At 75.2% G+C, this 20,367-nt stretch carries 11 protein-coding genes; 5 read left to right on the plus strand and 6 right to left on the minus strand.

Annotated features, from left to right (window positions below):
* Positions 1-95 precede the first annotated feature (95 nt).
* The 3 genes from HEK131_RS12720 to HEK131_RS12730 all read left to right on the plus strand — a co-directional run bounded on the left by HEK131_RS12720 (position 96) and on the right by HEK131_RS12730 (position 9,948).
* Complete coding sequence (locus HEK131_RS12720) at positions 96-7,373, plus strand: non-ribosomal peptide synthetase (RefSeq protein ID WP_244335048.1); 7,278 nt, start codon at positions 96-98, stop codon at positions 7,371-7,373.
* Positions 7,370-8,602 (plus strand): cytochrome P450, encoded by a 1,233-nt coding sequence (locus HEK131_RS12725; protein WP_217464002.1) that lies wholly within the window; start codon positions 7,370-7,372, stop codon positions 8,600-8,602. The genes HEK131_RS12720 and HEK131_RS12725 overlap by 4 nt, the downstream gene beginning before the upstream one ends.
* Before the next feature lie 83 nt (positions 8,603-8,685).
* Complete coding sequence (locus tag HEK131_RS12730; protein ID WP_244335050.1) at positions 8,686-9,948, plus strand: MFS transporter; 1,263 nt, start codon at positions 8,686-8,688, stop codon at positions 9,946-9,948.
* Between the two features lie 16 nt (positions 9,949-9,964).
* Here HEK131_RS12730 and HEK131_RS12735 read toward each other — a convergent pair whose 3' ends face one another.
* From HEK131_RS12735 to HEK131_RS12745, 3 genes are all read right to left on the minus strand, one after another.
* Positions 9,965-12,880, minus strand: a complete 2,916-nt coding sequence (locus HEK131_RS12735; RefSeq protein ID WP_244335052.1) for a helix-turn-helix transcriptional regulator — start codon at positions 12,878-12,880, stop codon at positions 9,965-9,967.
* 136 nt (positions 12,881-13,016) lie between these two features.
* Entirely contained in the window at positions 13,017-13,229 is a 213-nt protein-coding gene (locus HEK131_RS12740) for a hypothetical protein (RefSeq protein ID WP_217464005.1), read from the minus strand.
* A 106-nt stretch (positions 13,230-13,335) separates the two neighbouring features.
* Positions 13,336-16,467 (minus strand): type 2 lanthipeptide synthetase LanM family protein, encoded by a 3,132-nt coding sequence (locus HEK131_RS12745; RefSeq protein WP_244335054.1) that lies wholly within the window; start codon positions 16,465-16,467, stop codon positions 13,336-13,338.
* A 564-nt stretch (positions 16,468-17,031) separates the two neighbouring features.
* Here HEK131_RS12745 and HEK131_RS12750 point away from each other — a divergent pair.
* Both HEK131_RS12750 and HEK131_RS12755 read left to right on the plus strand, forming a co-directional pair.
* Positions 17,032-17,643, plus strand: coding sequence for a response regulator transcription factor (locus tag HEK131_RS12750; protein ID WP_217464007.1), 612 nt, complete (start codon positions 17,032-17,034; stop codon positions 17,641-17,643).
* The gene (locus tag HEK131_RS12755) at positions 17,640-18,320 is read left to right on the plus strand and encodes a response regulator transcription factor (RefSeq protein ID WP_244335056.1); all 681 of its coding nucleotides are present in this window, start codon (positions 17,640-17,642) and stop codon (positions 18,318-18,320) included. Before HEK131_RS12750 ends, HEK131_RS12755 begins: the two co-directional genes overlap by 4 nt.
* Positions 18,321-18,357: 37 nt before the next feature.
* Here HEK131_RS12755 and HEK131_RS12760 read toward each other — a convergent pair whose 3' ends face one another.
* The 3 genes from HEK131_RS12760 to HEK131_RS12770 all read right to left on the minus strand — a co-directional run bounded on the left by HEK131_RS12760 (position 18,358) and on the right by HEK131_RS12770 (position 20,253).
* A complete protein-coding gene (locus HEK131_RS12760) occupies positions 18,358-19,098 on the minus strand; it encodes a peptidase E (RefSeq protein WP_244335058.1) in 741 nt (246 codons plus the stop codon).
* 146 nt (positions 19,099-19,244) lie between these two features.
* Positions 19,245-20,027, minus strand: a complete 783-nt coding sequence (locus tag HEK131_RS12765) for a 4'-phosphopantetheinyl transferase family protein (protein WP_217464010.1) — start codon at positions 20,025-20,027, stop codon at positions 19,245-19,247.
* Positions 20,020-20,253 (minus strand): MbtH family NRPS accessory protein, encoded by a 234-nt coding sequence (locus HEK131_RS12770; RefSeq protein WP_217464452.1) that lies wholly within the window; start codon positions 20,251-20,253, stop codon positions 20,020-20,022. The genes HEK131_RS12765 and HEK131_RS12770 overlap by 8 nt, the downstream gene beginning before the upstream one ends.
* Positions 20,254-20,367 lie beyond the last annotated feature (114 nt).

Here is a 20,367-nt window from a genome sequence, read left to right on the forward strand (position 1 = left end):
GCACCGGTCGCCCCGGCGTGCCCGTGAGCCTCACCGGACGCCGGCCCGCCGCCCTTCCCCGCTTCTGCTTCACCCTGTGAGAACGGAGTGCCCTCATGACCACCTCGGACGTGCGTCCCGGCCCCCTCGCCCCGGGCGGCGACCTGTCACCGGCGGCCCGGCGTCTGCTGGAGCAGCGGCTGCGCGGCCTCGCCGCCGCCCGGGACGACGGCCCGGCCCGGAACCGGCCGCTGCCGGACCGGATCCCGCTGTCGGCCGCCCAGCAGCGCCTGTACTTCCTGGACCGGCTCGACCCCGGAGCGGCCACCTATCTGCTCCCCGCCGCCTGGCGGTTCACCGGCCCCCTGGACCTCGTGGCGCTGCGGTCCGCCGTGACCGGCCTGGCCGCCCGTCACGAGCAGTTGCGGGTGGTCTTCCCCGAGTACGAGGGTGTCCCGTACCAGCGCGTGCTGCCCGCCGACAGCGCGGTACTGGACGTGGTGGAGGCCGCCGGACCCGCCGGCGCCGACCGTGAGCGGCGTGTCGCGGCCGCCGTCCAGGCCGCCGCCCTGCGCCCCTTCGACCTCGCCCGTGAACCCGCCTTCCGCGCCACCCTCGTACGCGCCGCCGACGACGACCACGTCCTGGTCCTCGCCATGCACCACATCGTCTCCGACGGCTGGTCCCTCGGCCTGATCGTCCGCGACCTGGGCGAGCTGTACCGCGCCAGGACCGGGGGCCGCACCCCGGTGCTGCCCGAACTGCCCGTCGACTACACCGACTACGCGATCTGGCAGCGGGCCTCGGACCAGTCCGCCGCCCTGGACCACTGGCGCTCCAGGCTGGCCGGCCTCACCCCGCTCGACCTGCCGACCGACCACCCCCGCCCCGACGCCCCGAGCGGGCGGGGCGCGGCCCACACCGTCACCCTGTCCGCCACGCTCACCGACCGACTCGGCGAGCTGGGCGCCCGGTACGGCACGACCCCGTACATGACGGTCCTGGCCGCCTTCCAGGCCGCGCTGGCCTTCCACAGCGGGCAGCACGACATCCCCGTCGCCACCGTGGTCGCCAACCGGGAGCGGGCCGAGACGGAACAACTCGTCGGCTTCTTCGTCAACACCCTCGTGCTGCGCGGGGACCTGTCCGACGACCCGACTCCGGCGGCGCTGCTGGAGCGCACCCGCGAACGCGTGCTGGAAGCCTTCTCCCACCAGTCGCTGCCGTTCGAGAAGGTCGTCGACGCCCTCCACCCGGAGCGCGACCTCGCCCGCAACCCGCTCGCCCAGGTCCTGTTCACGCACACCGACGCCGCTCCCGCGTGCTTCGCCCTCGGCGGCGCGGACGGCACGCCCTACCGGATCGACCTCACCACCGCCAAGTTCGACCTCACCCTGGACCTGCGCGACGGCGCCGGCCGGACCGACCTGGTCCTCGTCTACCGGCCCGACCTGTTCGAGGAGGCGTCGGTCGCCGCCCTCGCCCGGCACACGGTGGCGCTGCTGGAGGCGTTCCACACCCACCCCGACACCCCGCTCGGCTCGATCGACCCGCTCACCCCCGCCGAACGCGCCCACCTGCTCGGCCCCGACGGTCCGGCCAACACCGCCCCCCTGCCCGGCCCCGCCCCGCGCACCGCGCCCGACAGGCTCGCCGGGCACATCGCCCGCACCCCGCACGCGGTGGCCGTCACCGGCTCCCGGCACTCCCTCACCTACGCCGAACTCGACACCCGCGCCTCGGAACTGGCCGCCCGGCTGCGCGCCCACGGCGTCACCCCCGGCTCCCTCGTCGGCGTCTGTCTGGACCGCACACCCCACCTGGCCGTCGCCCTGCTCGCCGTCTGGCGCGCCGGTGCCGCTTACCTGCCGCTCGACCCCACCCACCCCAGGGCGCGGCGCGAGTTCACCGTCGCGGACTCCGGCATCGAGTGGGTCGTCACCGACGCGACCACGCGGGAGGCGGTGGACGGCCTGCCCGTCCGGCCGGTCCCGCTGGACCCCGCCGCCGACACCCCGCCCATCCGGACCGAAGCCCCGGCCGCCGGTGACCTCCGGCCGTCCGCCGACGATCTCGCCTACGTCATCTACACCTCCGGCTCCACCGGCCGTCCCAAGGGCGTCGAGATCACCCACGGCAACCTGGCCTGGCTGCTCGGGGCCGCCGACCGGCACTTCGACTTCGGGCCGGCCGACGTGTGGACGCTGATGCACTCGCCCGCCTTCGACTTCTCGGTGTGGGAACTGTGGGCCCCGCTCACCAGCGGCGGCCGGGTCGTCGTGCTCGGCTCCGACGAGGTGCGCGACCCCGCCGCCGTACACCGGGTGCTGCGCGCGGAGGGGGTCACCGTCCTCAACCAGACCCCCGCCGCGTTCAAGGGCCTGCGTGCTCATCTCGCGGACGCGGGGGCGGACTTCGCGGACCTCGCGCTGCGCACCGTGGTCTTCGGCGGCGACGCCTTCGACGTCCGGGACTACCGCGACTGGTTCACCGCGCCCGGCCGCCGCCCCGCCCTGGTCAACATGTACGGCATCACCGAGACCACCGTGCACGTCACCATCCGCACGATCACCGAGGCCGACGTGACGGGAACGGTCCGTTCGCCCGTCGGGCGCCCGCTGTCCGGCCAGCACGGCTACGTCCTCGACGCCCGGGGCCGGCTGGTCCCGCCCGGCAGCACGGGCGAACTGTACGTGTCCGGCGGCGGCGTGGCCCGCGGCTACCGCAACCGCCCGGAGCTGACCGCGGAACGCTTCCTCGACGACCCGTTCACCGGGGACGGCACCCGCATGTACCGCACCGGTGACCTCGTACGCGTCCTCGCCGACGGCCAGTTGGGGTACGTCGGACGCGCCGACCACCAGGTGAAGATCCGGGGCCACCGCATCGAGCCGGGCGAGATCGAGACCGCCCTGCGGACCCTGCCCGGCGTCGCGGACGTGGCCGTCGTCGCCCGCAAGGACGGCGAGGGCGTGGCCCGTCTGGTCGCCCACGTGGTCACTCCCGAGGGACGCCCGCTGGACCCGCCCGCGCTGCGCGAGGGACTGCGCCTGACCCTGCCCGACTACATGGTCCCGGCCCTGTTCGTCCGCCATGAGCGCCTGCCGCTGACCGCCAACGGCAAGGTGGACCGCGCCGCCCTGACCGACGTCGCCCCCGCCATGGCCGGACACGGCGCCCATGTGCCGCCCGAGGGGACGAAGGAGGAGGCCCTGGCCGGCGTGTGGACCCAGGTGCTGGCCGCCGAGCACGTCAGCCGCACCGACAACTTCTTCGACCTGGGCGGCGACTCCATCCTCGCCCTGCGCCTGGTGGGCCTCGCCCGGCAGGCCGGGCTCGGCCTCACCGTCGCCGACGTCTTCCGGGCCCGTACCCTCGCCGACCTGGCCGCCCTCGCCACCGACGCCGTGGACGCGCCCGCCCCCGTGGACCCGTTCTCGCAGCTCGACCCGGCGGACCGGGAGCGCCTGCCCGACGGGCTCGCCGACGCCTATCCGCTGACCATGCTGCAGGCGGGCATGCTGCACGAGATGCTCGCCGACCCCCGGCGCGGCGCCTACCACAACGTCACCGACCTCAAGATCAGCGTCCCCGAGGGCTTCGACCGCGAGGCGTTCCAGGCGGCGGTGGACGCGGTGGTCGCGGGCCAGCCCATCCTGCGCACCTCCGTCGACCTCGTCTCCTACCGCGAGCCCCTCCAGCTCGTCCACCGCGCCGCCCGCCTCCCCGTCGGCTACACCGACCTGCGCGCACTGCCCCGCGAGGAACAGCGGGCGAGGCTCGCCCGGTTCGTGGACGAGGAGTTCGAGCGCCGCTTCGACCTCGCCGCGGCCCCCCTGGTCCGCATCCACCTCCACCACGTCTCCGACCACGAACTGCGGCTCGTCCTCACCGACTGCCATGTCGTCCTGGACGGCTGGAGCCTCACCTCCCTCGTCGCCGACCTGCTCGCCCTGCACCGCGAGACGGTCGCCCACCGAGCGGTGCCCCGCCCGCCGAGCGCACCCGCCTTCGCCGAGTACGTCGCCCTGGAGCGGGCCGCGACCGGCAGCGAGGAGTCACGGGAGTACTGGCGCGGACGCCTGGCCGACCTGCGCCCCGTCCGCCTCGACCGGCTCCCGGCCGCACCGGAGGCCGGACAGCCGCCGGTGCACGAGGTGCGGCGCTCCTACGCCCACCTCGCCGAGCGCATCGGCAGGCTGGCCAAGAAGGCCGGGGTTCCGCGCCGTACCGTGCTGCTCACGGCGTTCCACCACACCATGGGCCTGTTCGCACAGGCCGACGACACCGCCCTCGGCCACGGCATCGGCCTGGTCACCAACGGCCGGCCCGAACTGCCGGACGCCGACCGGATGCGCGGACTCTTCCTCAACACCGTCCCCTTCGGCGTGGCCCGCCCGCGCGGAAGCTGGCTCGCCTACCTGCGGGATGTGTTCACGGCCGAGCAGGAGATGCTGCCGCACCGCAGGGTCCCGCTCGTCCACATCGCCCGGCTGCGGCCCACGGAACCGAGCCTGACGGACGCGGTCTTCAACTACGTCAACTTCCACCGGCTCTCGCACGAGTCCTGGGACGACTCCCTGGAGATCGCCCGGACCATGTTCCCGCTGCTGGTGAACGCGAGCGTCAACGCCTTCACCCTCGACGCCGACCCGGAGTTCGTCGCCCCCGCCACCGCTGAGCAACTGGCCGACGTGATGTGCGCCCAGATGGAGGCGATGACCGCCGACCCGGACGGCCGCGTGACGCGCCCCGCGCTCACCGGCGCCGCCCGCGCCACCGCCCTGGACGTCTGGGGCCGGGGCCCGCTGACCCCCGCGTCCCCGCTGCTGTTCCACGAGCACATCGCCGGCCACGCGGCCCGCACCCCCGACGCGGTCGCCGTCGAGCACGGCGCGCTACGGCTGACCTACGCCGGACTCCAGGAGGCAGCCGAGACGCTGGCGCGGCGGCTGCGCCGGCTCGGGGTGGGGCCCGAGACGGTGGTCGGCATCTGCGCGGACCGAGGTCCCGACCTGGTGTGCGCCGCCGTCGCGGTACTCCGCTCGGGCGGCGCCTTCCTCCCGCTCGACCCGCAACACCCCACCGACCGGCTGGCGTTCATGGCCGAGGACAGTGGCATGAGCGTGCTGCTCACCCAGCGGGCCCTCACCGGGGCCGTGCCCTTCGACGGCCCGGTGCTGCTCCTCGACGAGGACGCGCCCCCGGCGCCGGACGAGACGACCGACACCCCAGGTGCCCGGCCCTGCGCCGACACCCTCGCCTACATCATCTACACCTCCGGCTCCACCGGCACCCCCAAGGGCGTCGCCATCCCGCACCGCGGCCTGTCCAACATGCTCGAAGGCCAGCGCGACCTGGTCCGCCCCACCGCGGCCGACCGGGTGCTGCAGTTCGCCTCCTTCGGCTTCGACGCCTCGATCCTGGAACTCACCTGGTCCCTCGCCAACGGCGGCCGCCTGGTGACCGCGCCGAAGGAAGCGCTGCGTCCCGGCCCCGACCTGGCCCGCACCCTGCGCGAGGCCCACGTCACCTGCGCCATGCTGCCGCCCAGCGCCCTCGCCGTGCTCGGCGAGGACGACTTCCCCGGGCTGCGCGTGCTCCAGGTCGCCGGCGAGGCGTGCCCGGCCGAACTCGCCGACGTCTGGGCACGCGGCCGCCGCTTCCACAACGTCTACGGCCTCACCGAGACCTCCGTGTGGTCCGTCGCCGCCGAACTGCGGCCCGGCCAGGGGCGCCCGCCCATCGGCACCCCGATGCGCAACACCCGTGTCCACGTCCTGGACGAGGACCTCCAGCCCGTCCCGGCGGGGGTGCCCGGCGAGATCCACCTCGGCGGCGACGCCGTCGGCCGCGGCTACCTGGGCCGCCCCGCGCTGACCGCCGCCACCTACGTGCCCGACCCCTACGGTGCCCCCGGCGACCGCCTGTGCCGCACCGGCGACCTCGGCACCCACCGGCCCGACGGCTCGGTGGTGTGGCTGGGCCGCCGCGACAGCCAGGTGAAACTGCGCGGCTTCCGCATCGAACTCGGCGAGATCGAGCACGCGTTGCGCAAGCTGCCCGAAGTGCGCCAGGCGGTGGTCCTGCACCGCACGGACCTGCCCGGTGAACCGGCCCTCGTCGCCTACCTCGTCGTAGGAGGTCCCGGCAAGCCGGGCGCCGAGGACCTGCGGCACGCCCTGCGCTCCTTCCTGCCGCCGTACATGGTGCCCGCCCGGTTCGTCGTCCTGGACGAGATGCCCGTCAACCGCAGTGGCAAGATCGACAAGCGGGCGCTGCCGCTGCCCCCGGCCGAGTCCGACAGCGGCGACACCGCGTACGCCGCCCCGGCCACGCCGGCCGAGAAGGTGCTCGCGGAGGTGTGGCGCGAGGTGCTGGGCCTGGCCCGGATCGGCGTCCACGACGACTTCTTCCGCATCGGCGGCAGCTCCCTGTCCACCGTGCGCGTCTCCCTGATGGCCGCCGCGCGCGGACTGACCGTGTCGGTCGGCGACCTGATCGAGCATCCGACGATCGCCCGGCTCGCCGAGCACGCCACCCGCACCGCGGGAGACGGGGTGCCCGCCGCCGTCACCTCCGAGGTCCGGCTGCGCGAGGGCGAGGGTGAACCGCTGTGGTGCGTGCACCCCACCGGCGGCAGCGCCGCCTGGTTCGTACCGCTGGCCCGCGCCCTGCCGCCGGGCCGCCCCGTGCACGCCTTCCAGGCACGCGGCCTGCTCGGCGGCGTGGACCCGAGCACGGTGACCGGCATCGCCGCCAACTACGTCGCCGAGATGACCGACCGGGACGGCACGGGGCCGCACGCGCTGCTGGGCTGGTCCATGGGCGCCAACATCGCGCTGGAGATGGCCACCCAGCTCCACCGCTCGGGCCACCGCGTCTCGCCGCTGGTCCTGATCGAGCCCTACCTGCCCAACCCCGCCGCCCGCGCCCGCCTGAGCGGTGTCACCAAGGACCTGCGCGAGGCCCTGCGCCTGCGGGACCGGCTGCGCGAGCTGCCGCCCTCCGCACACCGCGACCGGCTCACCGCCGAACTCACCGCCACCCTGCTCGGGGCCGGCATGAGCCCCGCCGAGGCCGCGCTCGTCGAGGGCGCCCCGATCGAGGTCTGGCACTCGCTGCTCGCGGCCCTCGCCGACTACGAGGTCCGCCCCTTCCCCGGCCACCTCCACCTGGTGGTGGGCAGCGAGGCCGCCGGACTGCCGCGCGGCCGGACCATGCCCGGCCTCGACGTGGACTACGAGACCTACGTCGCACGCTGGCGCGAAGTGGCCGGGGACGGCCTGACCCTGCACATCAGCGACGGCGACCACATGTCGATGATGGCCGAGCCGCGAGTGGCCGGCATCGCCGCACTGGTCGCCGGCATCGGGACGGAGACCACGCGATGACCATCCTCACCACCGCCCCGGCCTTCGCCGAGCGCTACCTGCTCTCCCCGGACCTGGTCGCCGAACCCTACGGCCACCTCGACGCGCTGCGCGCACACGCGCCGGTGCACTGGAGCCCGCTGCACCACGCCTGGCTCGTCACGGGCTACGACCAGGTCATGCGGTGCCTGCGCGACCCCGCGGTCTCCGCCGACCGGGTCCGGCCCCTGATGGACGCCGTACCGCAGGGCGCCCGCGAGGACGCCGAGCGGGCCTTCGCCATCCTGTCCCGCTGGATGGTCTTCAACGACCCGCCCCAGCACCGCAGACTGCGCCAGGTCTTCCAGGAGTCGTTCGCCGCGAGGGCGGTGACCCGCTACCGCGTCTTCACCGAGAAGGCCACCGCGAACGTCCTCGCCCGCCGGGCCGCCCCCGGCCGCGCCGGAGACCTGATGGCCGACCTCGCCCGGCCGCTGCCCGCGCTGGTCTTCGCCCGCTGGCTCGGCGTCCCCCGCACCGACGCCCCCGCGTTCTGGTACTGGAACGCCCGCGTCGCCGACCTCGTCCTCGGCACCGCGCAGGAGGAGAGCGAGTACCGCGCCTCGCTCCAGGCGCTGGTGAGCCTGGAGGACTACCTCGCCGACCTGGTGGCCCGGCGCCGGGCCGAACCCGCCGACGACCTGATCAGCCAGGTGCTGCGGGAAGGCAGGGTGGGGGACTCCGTCACCGAGGAGGAGTTCGTCGGGATGCTCACCCAGATGGCGTTCGCCGGCGGGGAGACCACGAGCAACCTCATCGCCAACACCGTCGTGGCCCTGCACACCGAGGGCCGGCTGGACGAGGTCCGCGAGGACCCGGAGCTGGTGCGGGCGGCCGTCGAGGAGACGCTGCGCCTGGACGGACCGTCGAAGATGTCCATCCGCACCGCCGCCCGCGACCTCGACCTGGACGGGCACACCGTGCGCGCCGGGGACCGGATCTTCCTGGTGACCGCGGCCGCCAACCGCGACCCGGCCCGCTTCCCCGACCCCGGCCGGTTCGACCTCCGTCGCACCGGCGCCACCCACCTCGGCTTCGGCTTCGGCGCCCACTTCTGCATCGGCGCCGCCCTCGCCCGGCTGGTCGCCGTGGCCGCCGTGGGCACCCTGGTCCGCGACCACCCGGACCTCACCCTCGACGAGCCCGGCCGGCTCACCTGGCAGCCCTCCCTGCTCAACCGCGCCCTCACCGCCCTGCCCGTCCGCTACTGACCGGACCGGCCGACGACCTGACGCCGCGCGGCACCCGGTCACCCACCGGGCGCCGCGCGGCACCGACCCTGAAAGGCTCCACCATGGCCACCACCCTCACCGGCGCCGGACCGCGGCTGTGGGCGCCCGCCCGGCACCGCCCCTTCCGACTCCTCTGGCTCGGACAGTCGTTGTCCCTGCTCGGCGACGGCTTCAGCGTCGTCGCGTTCTCCTGGATCACCCTCGGCCTGACCGGCTCCACCCTCACCCTCGGCTACGTCCTCGCCTTCCAGGCGGTGCCCCGCGCCCTGCTGACCCTGGTGGGCGGCACCCTCAGCGACTCCTGGTCCACGCGCACCCTGATGATCGCCTCCAGCTGGACGCGGGCCGGACTCATGGCCGCGGTGGGACTGGTCGGTCTCACCGGACATCTGACGGTGTGGATGCTCTGCGCGGCCGCCGCCGCCTTCGGCGCCGTGGACGCCTTCTTCCAGCCCGCCCGCATGTCGATCCTGCCCTCGGTGGTGGACGAGGACCTGCTCACCCCGGCCAACGCCCTGCTCGGCGCGGGCACCCGGACCGCCGCGGTCCTCGGCCCGGCCGTCGGCGGCATGGTCATCGCCGTCACCGAGGCACCGGTCGCCTTCCTCGTCGACGCCGTCTGCTTCGTCCTGTGCGGCCTGTGCGTGCTCGGCATCCGCACCCGGCCCCGCGCACCACGGGCGGCCGCCCCGGCCGGCGCCAGGCCCGCCGCCGAAGCCGCCCCCTCGCTCGGCGCCCGCATCCGCGAAGGCGTGGCCTTCACCTGGCGCGACCCCCGGCTGCGCACCGTCGTCGCGCTCGACACCGCCGTCAACTTCTGTTACGCCGGGCCCTTCACCGTCGGCTTCGCCACCCTCGCCGACCAGGTGCTGCGCGGCGGCTCGGCCACCCTGGGCGTGCTCAACGGCTCCCTGGCCGGCGGCGCGATGCTCGGCACCCTGGCCGGCGGCGCGCTCGGCGGGCGGCCCCGGGTGGGGCTGCTGGTGGCCGCTCTCGCCGGGTGGCTCGGCGCGGGGATGGCCGTCCTCGGGCTGGTCCACAGCACCCCGGCGGTGGTGGCTACGGTCCTCGCGATGGGCTTCGCCATCGGCTTCCAGGGCGTGTTCGGGCTGAGCTGGATCCAGCGCAACATCCCCTCGGACGTGCTCAGCCGGGTCGTCTCCGTGGACATGGTCCTCGGCTACGCCGCCGCGCCGCTCTCACTCGTCGTCTGCGGCGCCCTCGCCCGCACCAGCACCTTCGCGCTGTTCGCCACGGTGGCCGCCGTCCTCGCCGTGACCGCGGCGGCGGTGCTCGCCTCCCGCGCGGTGCGGGAGATGCGCTGACACGGGGACGAGGCGGCTACGCCGTCCGCAGGGCGGCCGACCGCGCGCACAGGTCCGCGCGGTTGGCCGACCCGGTCTTGGTCATCAGGCTCGCGACGTGCTTCTCCGCAGTACGCGGCGAGATGAACAGGCGGTCGGCGATGTCCTTGTTGCTGAGCCGCTCCGCGAGCAGCCGGAACACCTCGAACTCCCTTACCGTCACCCCCTGCGTGCGCAGTTGCTCGGGGATGCCGCTGGTGCCGCTGCGGTGCTGGTGCACGGGAGCGCCGAGCCGGCGCAGTCCGGCCCGGCACGCGTTGGCCACGGCCGCGGTGTCCCGCTCGTGGAAGTAGTGCTCCGCGCTGCGCAGCCAGGCCACCGGGTCTCCCCAGCCGTCCTGGTGCGCCGCGTCGGCGACCAGCCGCAGCCCGAGGTGCCTGGCCATCGGGTACGGCTCCGCCACCGACAGGGCCGCCTCGACCCGGTCCGCCGCCCGGTCGGCCTCGCCCTCCCGGCCGAGCAGGACGGCGTCGGCGAGCAGGACGAACTGGCGGTTCCAGCGCATCCGGGCGACGGCCGTGGCGGTGATCTCCTCGTGCCGGGCGCGGTCCGCGGTACCGGCGAGCACGTCCAGCAGCAGCACCAGGCCGTGGGTGCCGCTGAGGTGGTAGGTGGAGGGGTTGTCCGCCTCCAGCGTCAGCACGGCCCCCAGTTCGGCCCGCGCCAGGTCCCGGTCCTCCTCCAGCAGCGCGCAGAAGGCGCGGGCCAGGCCGAAGCCCAGCGGTTCCTCCTGCGAACCCGATCCGTCCCACTCGGCGAACGCCGCCAGCGCCGCCTCCATCGCCTCACGGTCACCGAGGTGCGCCGCCAGCGCGGCCTGGGCCGTGAGCACGTAGCGCACGGCCGGGGCCAGCCGCAGCCTGCGTACGACGGCCAGGCACCCGTCGGCGGCCGTCCGGGCGCCGTCGTAGTCGCCGCGCAGCACCGCGTCGAGGACGAGGATGCCGTCCACGGTGTGCACGATGCTGACCGAGCCCAGCCGCAGGGCCTCCTCGCGGGCCGCGAGCAGGCCCGTGGTGTCGCCCTCGGCGAGCCAGGCGTTGCCGCCGGTACGGGTGGCCGCGTACATGCGCTGCAACGGCAGCCGGTGCCGCTCGGCCGTGGCGAGCGCCCGCTCCAGCATCGCCGCCGACTCCTCCGGGTCCCGCTCACGGGCCACCGTGGCCAGCAGCTCCCAGGCCTGGCAGGCGACCACGGGCAGGCCGTACCGCTCGGCGGTGTCGGCGGCCGAGCGGGCCAGCTTCTCGGCGTGCTGGGTACGGTCGGAGCCGGGCGTGTCCAGCGCCAGATAGGCCGCGGTGACATCGACCGCCGCGGTTACGGCCTCGTCGGGCGCGGCCGCCAGTACCTCGCGGGCGCGGACGATCTGTCGGTTGCCGTCCGACCAACGGCCCGCCGTGTGGGCGACCTTGGCCAGCCGGGTGTGCAGGGTGGCCAGCCGGGCCGGGCCCAGCTCCGAGCCGTCCAGCGCGTGCAGGTGCTCGGCCAGGTCGAGGGCGCGGGCGAAGTCCCCCGACTCGGCCAGCGCGGGCAGCAGATGTTCGAGCACCTCGGCCCGCGCCGCCGGATCACTGCCGGAGGCGAGCAGGTCCTCGGCCCGGCTGAGCAACGTCACCGCCGAGCCCAGCGCGCCCGCCGCCAGCGCCCGGCCGCCCGCCTCGGCGAACAGCCGCCCGGCGGCGGCGTGGTCCCCGACCTCACGGCGCAGACCGGCCGCCAGCGCGCACCAGTCGCCGGGGAGCTCCGGATGCAGCTCCTCGACGGCCTCGGCGCCCCGGCGGGCCAGATCGGCCCGCTGACCCGGTGTCATCTGGGTGAACAGCGCCTCCACGGTGAGCGAGTGCCGGAAGGAGTACCAGTCCGGCGCGGGCTCGTCGGGCAGCACCAGACGGGCGGCCACGCCCGCGTGCAGATGGCTGAGCAGGGCCCGGTCGTCGATGCCCGTCATGCGCTGGAGCACGGTCAGCGGAAACCTCTTGCCGAGCACGGCGGCGGCCGACAGCAGGGTCAGGCCCTGTGCGCCGAGGCGGTCGATACGGCGCAGGATGCCACGGGCCAGGGACGAGGAAACGTCACTGCGCAGATCGCCGACCGCGCGCCAGCCCTCCGTCCCCTGCACCAGGGTGCCCGCCCCGATCATGGACTGGAGCAGTTCCTCGACGAGGTACGGGCTGCCGGCACTGTCCTCCCACAGCCGCAGCAGGACCTCCGCCGGCACCTCGTCGGGGGAGTCGGCGCCGAGCTGGGCGGCGACCATGTCGTGGACCTGGGGGCGGGTCAGCGGCGCCAGTTCGAGCAGTGTGGCCGCGCCGCGCCGCCGGGCCGACTGGGCCAGGTCGAGCGCGTCGCTGAAGTCGGTGCGCACGGTGGCCAGCAGCAGGACCGGCGTGTACTCCAGGTTGTCGATCAGGTACTCCAGGACGCCCAGCGTCTCCGGGTCGGCGTCGTCCAGGTCCTCCAGCAGCAGGAGCTTGCCCTGGCCGCGGGCGGCGGCGATGAGCAGGCGCAGCACCGCCTCGCCCAGGATCACCATGGAACTGCTCTCGCGCTCGCCGTTGTCCCAGTCGGGGATCAGCCGCCCGAGGACCGGCCGGTAGGGGCCGAGCACCAGGTCGTCGAGGGGCTCGCCACTGCGGAACAGGGACATCAGCGCCTCGGTCAGCGGCCTGAACGGCACGGCCGGACCGGTGGTGCTGCTGCGGCCGCGCAGCACGCGCATACCCGCGCCCAGCGCACCGCCCACGGCCTCGGCCGCGAGCCGCGACTTGCCGACCCCGGCCTCGCCGACCAGGAACACGACGCCGCCGCGCCCCTGCCGGGCTTCGGACAAGGCCCTGTCGAGCGCGCTCAGTTGGGAGTCCCGCCCGACCAAGGAAGGCGCATGGGAACGCATGAACGCAGATGATAATCGGAATATCGGGATGTGCGGCAGGTGCGAGAAAAGCGGACCGTTCTCCTAGGGAGACGCGGCGGCGCGGGTCCCGCCGAGCGGGCCCGCGCCACCACGAGGTCGAGAAGCCGAGCAGGTGTCATCTGGGGGCGGACACCGAGGTGTCGATCGTGCTGAGCGTGATCACGAAGCCGCTGGTCAGCACCATGCCCGCCAGCACCCGGGCCCGCGCGCAGGCACGGTTGCGGCCCTTGAGCGTGATGCCGCCCGCCGCGTCCTGCTCGACGGCCGTGGTGTCGGCGGCGACATCGGCGGTGGCGGTCATGTCGGCGGCGGCGAAGTTCTGGTCCATGACGGTGGTCCCCTTCTGAAGTCCGTGCGAGGTGCACGGGGTGGAGGTGGAGCAAGGCCGTGGTGCGGTCGATCGGTCTTTTGGGGTGGTGCGGTCGGTGGGCCGGTCAGGGGGCGGGATGCCCCAGGAGCGTGAGGGACGGCACGGCGTCGGGGCGGGCCAGACGGAGCAGGCCGTAGCCGATGCCGGAGAGTCCGGTCAGCAGTCCGGGCGAGGGCACGTGGTTCGGGGTGGCGCAGCGGTGGGCCTGCGCCTCGACCAGCGCGAGCGCCTGGCCGGTGCGGTGGGCCGGGGTCCCGGCGGTGCCCCGGCCGCCCCGCGCGGCGAGCTCGGTCAGCGCCTCCAGCGTGCCGAGGGTGCCGTGCCCGAGGCTCAGGTCGGGGCACACGTCGGTGTCCGCGAGCAGGGCCCCGGCCACGTCAGCGCCTTCGGGCAGCCGGGAGGCGGCGGCCGCCACCCCGGCGAGGCCGGAGGACCAGGACAGGTCGGCCGGCGCCGCGACCGCGTCCCGGAGCGCGTCGCGCAGCAGAGCGTGGGCGACGACGGTGTGCGCGGCGGCGCGTTCGGGCCGCACGGCCGCGTACCGCAGCAGCGCCCAGCCGATCCCGGCCGCGCCGTCGGCGAAGCCGGGGGCCGTTTCGGTGCCGGCCGCCGCGGTGGACGGCCGGTCCCCGACGGTGGCGGCCAGGCGGTCCGCCACGGAGTCCGCCAGCCGCAGCGCCTCCGGCGCCCCGGTCGCCTCGTGCACGGCGACCGCGGCGGCCAGTGCCCCGGCCGCTCCGCCGGCCAGCCCTGGGTCGGAGCAGGCCGCCACGGCGTGGCCGAGCGCGGCGAGCCCGTCCGGCAGGCAGGCGAGCAGGTCCTCGTCCAGCAGCGCCGACAGCCGTACCAGGGCGTGCACGATGCCGCCGAGTCCGTCGTACGCCCCGGGACCGGCCGCCGCGCTCAGCTCCGGGTCCGCGGCGAGCGCCTTCAGCAGCGCGGGCAGCGGCTGTACGGCCTCCCGGGCGAGGTCGGCGTACCGTCCCGACCCGGTCAGCGCGTCCAGGTGTGCCAGGAACAGCGCGACGCCGCAGTAGCCCTGTGCGAGTCCGGCCCCCATGGGCAGCACCGCCCAGTGCGGTCCGGAGACCCGCTCGATGCCGAGCCAGTTGGTGCGGCCCTCGGCGCGCACCGCCCGGGCGGCGATCTCGTCGGCGATCCCGCAGGCCGCGGCCAGCAGCCGGGACGGCTCGGGCACGACCGCGGGGACCGGTGACACCGCCAGTTCGGACCGGGGTCCGTCCGCCGGGGAGCCGGCGCCGCGTGCCGCGAGGGTGGCGGAGACGATCCACTCCTGGTCGTGACAGCCGACCTCGTCCATCCGGGCGATCTTCTCCCGGACGGCGGTCAGGGCGTCGACCGGCAGCAGGCCGGACAGCCAGGTCCCCCCGGCCGTCCGGACCCCCGTACCGGACGGCCGGTGGACGAAGAGGGGCACGTCCCCGCGCCACAGGTCCGCCGTCTCGTGCTCGACGAGACGCCGGCGCACCGCGTCGTCCTCGGACTCCGTCCACAGCACCGCGAAGACGCTCTCGCGGGCCAGCGCGTCGCGGAGCAGGGCGGGATGGGCGGACTCCTCCAGCAGCGTGGCGTACAGCCGGGTCGAACGGGCGATCAACCGGGCCGGGTTGTCGGCCCATGACGTCAACAGGCCGCCCTCGGATCGCAGTTCGGCCCCGTGCGCGGCGATGGCCGCGTAGGCCGCGCGGAAACCCTCCAGCAGGGCCGCGCGGTGGTCGGCGCCGTCCAGGGGATTGCCGCCGCCGGGCAGCGGGTGGTTCTGCGCGGCCGGGCTCACCACCGCGCCGCGGACGGCCCGCATGGTGTCCGTGCCGCTGTCCTCCCAGCGCAGCCCTTCGCTCGGGTAGGTGCCGTCGGTGGAGCGGCCGAGTGCCGAGATGTCCAGCGCGCCGTGCTCCCCGATCAGCAGATGGGGCAGCAGGCAGGTGCGGTGCACCGACGCCTGGAGGGCGTCCGCCGCCGGGTCGGCGCCGGCGGTCATGGCCTGAGGGAGACCGGTGTGCAGCAGCGTCTCCGCGTCCACCAGCACCGGCTGGTCACCGCAGGCGATGACGTTCTCGTAGTGCATGTCCGCGCCGTCGACCGCGTACAGCAGCGCCAGCAGGGCGCCCTGGCGGCGGTAGAAGGCGTCGGTCTCGGTCACCGACCGGCACCAGCGGTGCGCGACGAACTCCAGCCAGCCGTACCCGTCCCGGCGCAGGGTCCGGGGCGTGCGCAGCCGCAGTCCGGGGACCTTGCCGCCGAGCCAGTCGACCAGCCCGTCCAGGAGCGCGTGCTGCTCCAGCGACCGCGGCTTGTACACCAGCCGGCCGCCGTGTGCGAAGCGCAGGATCGCGACCGACCGGTTGCCCTGGTGCGCGTCCCCGAGGCCGAGGTCGGCCCGGACCAGCGGGCCCGGCTCGCGTCCGTCGAGGAGCCCGGCGGTCAGCTCGTCCCGGTCCGACCGGAACCGTGTCACCAGTTCGATCGCGGCGTCGGCGGCGTCCAGCGCGGTCTGCCCCAGCATCCGGGCCAGCACCGGGTAGGCGGTGAGGAGTTCCGTGAGGCCGCGCCGGGTCCGGGTCGTGGCGACGAAGGAGGCGAACCGTTCGCGGGGTCCCGCGCCCGGAAGCCGGCCGGCCCGCCGGGCGGAGTCGAGTTCACGCACCAGGGTACGGGCGGCCTGCCGGACCAGTTGCTGCGTCAGCCGCTCCTCCAGCGCGCCCCGCCACACCGCCTGTTCGGCCGTCGGCAGTCCCGCCAGCGCGCCGTCCAGACGTGCGGTGGCCGGCTCGACGAGCAGCCGCACGACCGGGGCGAACACGTCCGGGCCCTCGGCCGCCGTGCCGGAGTCCGGGAAACCGGCGGCCTCGACCAGGTCCGTGAAGTCCTCGTCGGCCAGAGCCTGTTCGACGTACGCGGCCCAGGCGGGGCGCCCGGTCCGGGCGGCCAGCCGCTCGGCGGGCTCCGCCGCGAGAGCCGCGGCGGTGTCCTGGTCCACCCCCAGGTGGGCGAGGCGTGCGGCGAATCCCGTCACGTCGCCGACCGCCCACGGCACGGGACCGGCGGCGGTCCGGGCCTGCGCCGCGGGGAGGTCCGGGGCGGCGAGCCGTTCCGCGAGGGACAGCGCCGGGGCCCACCAGGCGGTCGGCAGGCCGGCGCTCCAGGGAGTCGGGAGGATGGCGGTCGAAGTCACGAGATGAAGGTCGCAGGTTCCCCGCACCCCCCACATGGGGAACCAGCCCCCATATTCTCCGCCGACCCCCGCCCCGCCACCCGAGAGTGAGTACGCGACAGGAGGAAACCGCAGCTCAGCGATGGTGGGTGAGCAGTACCCAGGTAGGGGAGGCCCCACCCCCGTGGATGACGCCGGCGCGGCTTTCCCACCACTCCGCCCCCACCCGCACGGCCCGCGACCCCCATGCTCCGGCCCCGTGCGTGTCGCCGACCCCTATTCCGGCACGCCCGCCCCCGGTCCCGTCCCCGGAGAATCCGTCGCGCCCTCCCCATCCCCGCCCGGACTCCCGCACCGACGGGCCCGGTTCGGCACTCTTCGTGCCACCCCACGCCCCCGCACGGCCCCCACGGGGCGACCGCACAGGGCCTCCGCCCTGCCCCCGTACCCCCGGACCGGGGGCGGGCCGGGAAAGGTGGGGACCGATTACGGATGCTCCCGGCCGGGCCGCGGCGGCAAGGTCCTGTCCAGTACCCGGCACCGCCCGCAGTACGGCAGGGCGGACGACCTTCCAAGGAGCAGCAGATGGGAGCACCCGTACCCGTCGGTGTGGTCGCCCTCGACCCGGTGCTGGAGGCCGGTATCCGAAGCACCCTCCTCGGGTTCCCGGAACTGACCGTGTGCGAGGACGGTGAGGCGCGTGTCGCCGTGCTCACCGTGGACCGGCTCGGTCCCGCCGAACTCGACATGGTGCGCACGACCCGTGCTCAGCCGAACCGCCCGGCCATCGTCCTCGTGGCGGGCGCCCTCGCCTCCGGCGACGCCCTGCACGCCCTCGCGGCCGGCGCCCGCGGTCTGCTGCTGCGCCGTGAGGCCGACGCCTCCCGGCTCGCCCACGCGGTGCTGGCCGCCGCACGCGACGACTGCACCCTGCCCCCGGACCTGCTCGAACAGGTCCTGGACCGGCCCGGTGCCGCCGGGCACGACACCGACGGCTGGGCGGGCAACGCCCTCTCGGACCGGGAGCGTTCGGTGCTGCGGCTGGTCGCGGACGGGCACGAGACGGCGGAGATCGCCCAGCGCCTCGCCTACTCGCCGCGCACCGTGACCAGCGTCGTCCACGACATCACCCAGCGGTTCCGGCTGCGCAACCGCGCCCACGCCGTGGCCTACGCACTGAGAGCGGGGCTCCTGTGACCACCACCCTGACCGCCGCCCGTACGGCCCCGACGGCCGCCTCCACCGTCCTCACGGCCATCCCGGCCCCGGCCCCCGTCCCGCCCAGGCCGATCCGGCTCCGGTTCCTCGCCCCGCGTCACGCCGAGCGCGTCCGCCTCCTCGCCCTCCGCGCCGGACTGGTCCAGGCGGGCGACGCGACCCGGTCCGGCGCGGACCCGTACGACCCCCGCGCCGTCACCGTGGTCGTGGCCGACGACGTGGAACAGGCGCTGCGCGGGGCCCGCGAGCCCGGACCGCTGCTGATCGTGTGCGACACCGTCACGCGCGCCGGACTGATGCTGGCCGTGCGCGCCGGAGCGGTCGTGCTGCGGGCCGCTGACCTCGGCGAGGAGACCCTGCCGGCGGCCGTCCACCGGGCCGGCCACCCGCACCAGAGCATCCCGTACCCGGTGCTCTCGCAGTTGCTCACCACCGACCCCCGGCAGTGGTCGGGCGGTGAGGAGCCCGCGCTGACGCCCCGGCAGACCTCGGTGCTGCGGCTCATGGCCGACGGGCACCACAACGCCGACATCGCCCGGCTCCTGTCGTGCTCCGAACACACCGTCAAGAACGTGATCTACGACGTCATGTCCCGCCTGCACGCCCGCAACCGCGCCCACGCGGTCGCCCACGCCGTACGCCACGGCCTCATCTGAGACCTAGCTGGGGCGACGGCGGTGCCCCGCGCCGGGATCAGTACCCGGGCGTCGGCAGCGCTCGCGGCTCCAGGCGCTCCTCCACCGCCCGCCCGTCCTCCCGGCGCACCACGTAGGCACCCTTGCCGGGCAGTTCCGTGACCGCCTCGACGAGCTCGGTGCCCCGGTAGACCAGGCCCACCCCGTCGTCGGCGCAGTGGCTGGTGGGCAGGGTGCCGTCCGCGACCAGGCGGTGGATCAGCGGACGCCGGCCCGGGTCGGAGTCGTAGTGCACGCCGTTGCCGTACGGCAGCAGGCCGAGGCCGTTCGTCACCGGCCGCAGCTCGGGCCCGAAGGAGTCGGTGGCTCCGCCCTCGAACCAGCAGATGGAACCGGCGCTGATGCCGGCGAGGACCACCCCCGCCCGCCAGGCCCGGCGCATCACGTCATCCAGCCCGTGCACCCGCCACACCGCGAGCAGGTTGGCCACCGAGCCGCCCATCGCCCAGACCACGTCGTGGTCGAGGACGGTGCCCTCGACATCGGCGACGTTCGGCATCGGGAAGAGCTGGAGCGGGGTGAGGTCGAAGCCCGCCACCCGGGCCGCCTCGGACACCCGCGCCGTGACGTGCTCGGCGTCCCCCGTGGCCGTGCCGACGTAGAGGACGCGCGGGCGCCTGCCGTGCACGCCGGAGAGGTCCACCGCGTGGTGGACCAGCGCGTCGAAGAGCGTCCGGGTGCGCCTGCCGACGCGATGCCCCCCGGAGGTGGCGAGGATGGTGGGTTCCGGAGCCGTCACCCGCAGATCGTAGCCCGGTCAACCCCCGTGAAACAGGGGGTTTTTGTGGCGACAGTGCACACGGAACCGCGCGCACGGCACGCCGAGGGCCCGTGGGGGACCGGTGGTCGGACCGGTCCCCCACGGGCTCTGTCGTGCGCCCTCTTCTACGGCGTGTGCAGTGCCACCGCCGCCGCGTAACCCGCCGGGACGAGGACGTCCCGCAGGGTCCATCCCGGCGCGGGAGGGGTGGGCACCGGGCCGGTGCCCACGTAGTCCAGCGCCGGATCGCGGACCAGCCCGGTGCCCAGCCCCTTCAGGTACGCCTCCTTGCGCACCCACGTCCGGGTGAAGGCCGCCGACCGCTCGTGCGGGGGCAGCAGCGTGAGCTCCCGCGCCTCCGTCATGTGCAGCGCCGACTGCGCCCCGAGCACCGCGCGGGCCGTCGCCAGGCCCTCCACGTCCACGCCGACCGGGGCCGGCGCGAGCGCCACCATCACCAGGTCGCCGCTGTGCGACAGGGAGAAGTGCACCCCGGACGTGCGCAGCGCGGGCCGCCCGTGCGGACCGCCACAGCCCGCGCACGGTTCGCGCACCAGAGGCAGCGCCTCGGCCGGGACGCCCAGCAGGACGCTGAGCACACTGCGCAGCGCCGCGTGCGCGACGACGTAGGCGTCCCGGTCCCGCGTGTGCCTGAACGCCCTGGCCCGCGCCAGCTCCTCCGCGTCCAGGAGCTCCTGCGCCCGGCGCAGCGCCTCCCCGTCGGGTGTGCCGACCCGCGCCAGGTACAGCTCCAGGGGCCCCTTCAGCGGGCGGGGTCCCAAGGTGTGCGCGGGGCTCCGCAGGCCGTCGGGGTCCAGTACGGCGGGGCACAGGCGGTGCGGGAGCCGGGGGCCCGGCGGGGCGTGGGCCGTCCGGGTCAGGAGCGGACCCGGTCCGGGCTCAGACATCAGCCCCGGCCAGCCGGCGGCGCAGGCTGAGCGGGCGCATGTCCGTCCAGATCACGCCGATGTGGTCCAGGCACTCCTGCCGGCTGCCCCGCAGACCCTCGGGGTGCCAGCCCGCCGGCATCTCCCGGTCGGCCCGCCAGATGGAGTACTGCTCCTCGTCGTTGCGCACCACCAGGTACAGGTCCTCAGGTCCGGGACCGGCCTCCGTGCCGTCCGTCCCGGTCACCAGCTTGTCGTGCGTCACGGTGAACCTCCCGCAGGTGTGGAGTCGGCCGCGGATCAGGGGCCGACTGCGGTCAGCGTGCCGGGAGCCGGCCGCCCGGGGCAGGGGCGAACGCGC

The sequence above is a fragment of the Streptomyces seoulensis genome, from assembly GCF_022846655.1.
Lineage (GTDB): Bacteria > Actinomycetota > Actinomycetes > Streptomycetales > Streptomycetaceae > Streptomyces.